5 protein-coding genes and 2 pseudogenes are annotated in these 2,826 nt (G+C 68.0%); 1 reads left to right on the top strand and 6 read right to left on the bottom strand.

Going from position 1 to position 2,826, the window contains the following annotated elements; translation table 11 throughout:
• The 3 genes and pseudogenes from ASD25_RS33465 to nuoE all read right to left on the bottom strand — a co-directional run.
• Positions 1 to 164: pseudogene (locus tag ASD25_RS33465) on the bottom strand (NADH-quinone oxidoreductase subunit F); the annotation flags it as partial.
• Positions 165 to 167: 3 nt separating this feature from the next.
• On the bottom strand, positions 168 to 434 hold the full coding sequence (locus ASD25_RS27465; protein ID WP_055829281.1) for a hypothetical protein: 267 nt from the start codon (positions 432 to 434) through the stop codon (positions 168 to 170).
• The gene (gene nuoE / locus ASD25_RS27460; RefSeq protein ID WP_055829278.1) at positions 431 to 1,093 is read right to left on the bottom strand and encodes an NADH-quinone oxidoreductase subunit NuoE; all 663 of its coding nucleotides are present in this window, start codon (positions 1,091 to 1,093) and stop codon (positions 431 to 433) included. Before nuoE ends, ASD25_RS27465 begins: the two co-directional genes overlap by 4 nt.
• Before the next feature lie 278 nt (positions 1,094 to 1,371).
• Here nuoE and ASD25_RS27455 point away from each other — a divergent pair, with 278 nt between their 5' ends.
• Positions 1,372 to 1,848: a hypothetical protein gene (locus ASD25_RS27455; RefSeq protein ID WP_055829275.1), complete on the top strand. Its 477-nt coding sequence runs from the start codon at positions 1,372 to 1,374 to the stop codon at positions 1,846 to 1,848.
• 25 nt (positions 1,849 to 1,873) lie between these two features.
• Here ASD25_RS27455 and ASD25_RS27450 read toward each other — a convergent pair whose 3' ends face one another.
• The 3 genes and pseudogenes from ASD25_RS27450 to ASD25_RS27440 all read right to left on the bottom strand — a co-directional run.
• Positions 1,874 to 2,062: a hypothetical protein gene (locus ASD25_RS27450; RefSeq protein ID WP_055829273.1), complete on the bottom strand. Its 189-nt coding sequence runs from the start codon at positions 2,060 to 2,062 to the stop codon at positions 1,874 to 1,876.
• Entirely contained in the window at positions 2,059 to 2,460 is a 402-nt protein-coding gene (locus ASD25_RS27445; RefSeq protein ID WP_055829270.1) for a hypothetical protein, read from the bottom strand. Before ASD25_RS27445 ends, ASD25_RS27450 begins: the two co-directional genes overlap by 4 nt.
• Positions 2,457 to 2,826 (bottom strand): annotated as a pseudogene (locus tag ASD25_RS27440) (NADH-quinone oxidoreductase subunit D); the annotation flags it as partial. The gene ASD25_RS27445 and the pseudogene ASD25_RS27440, both read right to left, overlap by 4 nt.

The raw sequence follows: 2,826 nt of genomic DNA, 5'->3' as shown, positions 1-2,826 counted from the left end.
AGGCCCGAATTCTTGACGTTGGTGATGATCCAGTCCCGACCGAGGTCGAGCATGTCCTTGGTCGCGTTCCACGCGCCGCGCTGCTTCGCCCCCTCCAGGCCCCAGTCCTGGAGCCCGTACAGGTTGGTGAAGATGCGATCCTTGTCTTCGAGGATTCCGACCATGATTCAGTCCATCTCCGCCATGCGGCGGCGGTGATAACGGGTGCGCATGAAGATGGCGCCGAGCATCAGGGCCCAGCCGAAGGCCAAGGCTCCATAGCCGAACCACTGCAGCATCGGGCCGGCTGCGCCGGCATAGCCCGTCCCCCAGACGGCGATGGCGCCGAGGATGACGAGCGCGAACCCGGCCAGCCGCTGGTTGCGGCCGACCGCGCGCAGTTCGGCGCGGTATTCCGCGATCTTCGCGTCGTCCGTCAGATCGGGGCGGCTCATGCGACCACCGGATCGCTGTTGGGCAGCTTCCTGATCGGCTTGGCGGCGGAACCGTCGTACAGCTTGGGATCGGTCAGGGTCAGTGCCCCGCCTTCCGGCTCCGAACTGGCGCGGCCGACCCGGCTTCCGGGCTTCGGCTTCTTGCCCGCCGCGAAGTCGTCGATGATCTGGCCCATGGTCTCGGCGGTCAGGTCCTCGAAATAGTAGTCGTTGATCTGGGCCATCGGCGCATTGGCGCAGGCGCCGAGACATTCGACCTCCTGCCAGGTGAAGCGGCCGTCGGCGCTCAGCGTGTCCCTGGGCCCGATCCTGTCCTTGCAGACCTTCATCAGGTCCCCTGCCCCGCGCAGCATGCACGGGGTGGTGCCGCAGACCTGGATCAGGGCCGCCGAACCGACCGGCTCGAGCATGAACATGGTGTAGAAGGTCGCGACCTCGAGCACCCGGATGTACGGCATGCCCAGGAGCTCTCCGATCGCGCGGATGGCCGGTTCGGAGACCCAGCCCTCCTGCTTCTGGACCAGCCACAGAATCGGGATCACCGCCGACTGACGGCGATTCTCCGGATATTTGGCGATCCACCAGTCGGCCTTTGTCTTCGTCGCCTTCGAAAAGGCGAACGAAGCCGGCTGTTCCTTGGCGAGACGACGAACGGACATGGGGCGGGAAGACTCGCGTGAAGGGGGCTGGTGCGGCGCGGCCTTCTCTAGCCCCTCAGGAACGACGCCCGCAAGTCGTCCGGGCCGGCCAGATCATCCGTTTCCAGCGAGTTCGGGATGCCTGACACAGGAAACCCCGGCGAGGCGAGGAGCCGTCCGGGATCGACCGTTCATCGCACGCCGTTTGACGAACCATCATAAACCTGCCCTGTCTCTTCCTGCTGTCCGGTCGCCTGGCCTTCTGGCTCGCGCGCAGTCCGGACCGGGAAGCCCCTGTCATGTCCAGAGTGTTCGCCGTCCTGGCCTCCACCGCTGCGCTGCTGGCCGCTGCGCCGGCCGTCGCGGGCCCGTGCGAACAGCTCGCGGGCGGCCGCTGGCTCTACCATCTCTCGGGGGGCGCGCCCGCCCAGATCGTGACCGGCGTCATGGACTTCCGGGACGGGTCGGGGGCCGACCCCCAGGTGCAGCGGGGGGTGGTCTTCTTCGCCCACACGCCGACGCCCTTTCCCGCGCAAGTCACCGGCGTGCCGCTTGCGCACGGAGCCTCGGGTTGGGGCCGGTGGGTGCAATGCACGGCGCAACCGGGCAACGTCGCCAGATTGTCGCGCGCCATCACCGTGGACCTGACGGTGTCCGCCGACGGCAGGTCAGCGGTGGCGACCGGCTACTATGGCGGCCTGTCGGGCTGGGCGGTGCGCGAGCCGGGCGCTGCTGCGACTCCGGCAGGGACCGTGGCGCAACGTCCGCGCAACTAGGCCCCGGGCCGGCCGACGGCGCTCGTCAGACGTCCAGCTCCGAGGCGACGACGCCTTCGCCCATCACCTTCTTGCGCACGGAAAGCACCTTGTGCTGGCCTTGGCGGCTCAGCAGGAAATTGTGTTTCCACGCGTCTCCGCCGCTATCGGTCACCGTATAGCCGACCACGGTCCAGCCCTGCCGCACGAGGTCGCTCAGGGGTTTGTCGCTCATCTCGCCCTCCCCATCCAGCGGCCGAGGCGCTCGCTCCATACCGCCCGGTCGGCGTCGCGTAGATCACGCGACAGCCCCGCCATCGGCGGCAGGAACCGCACCGCCAGCTGGCCCGCGAGGATCGCGCCGCTCATCCATACCATCGAGCGCAGATTGGCTTCCCAGAAGCCGCGGCCCTCGTCCAGATAACCCAGCCGGTACGCGCCCCGCACCAGGGTCACGCCTGCCAGACCCGGCGCCGCGACAAAGGCGCTGGCCGCGGCGAACTTCAGCCCGCCCATGATGGCGCGCCGCTTCGGCGAAAACACGACCTGCGTCGCGACGGCGAACGCCAGCAGCGCGACGAACCAGATGATGTGCGTGGCGGTCAGGACAGGCTCGACCGCGAAGGCGCTCACCGATCCACTTCTCCGAACACGATATCCAGCGAGCCCAGGATGGCCGAGACGTCCGCCAGCATGTGGCCGCGGTTCATCCAGTCCATGGCCTGCAGCGAGCGGAAGCCCGGGGCCGAGATCTTGACCCGGTACGGCCTGTTGGTGCCGTCGCTGACCAGGTAGATGCCGAACTCGCCCTTGGGCGCCTCGACTGATGCGTAGACCTCGCCCTCGGGCGTGCGGAAGCCCTCGGTGTACAGTTTGAAGTGATGGATCAGCGCTTCCATCGAGCGCTTCATGTCGCCGCGCTTGGGCGGGACGACCTTGTTGTCCTCGGTCATCACCGGCTCGCCGGGGCAGTTGCGCAGCGCCGGGGCAGTTGCGCAG

The organism is Brevundimonas sp. Root1423 (genome assembly GCF_001426805.1).
The sequence above is the reverse complement of the archived record's forward strand: the minus strand, read 5'-3'. Positions and strand labels throughout refer to the sequence as shown.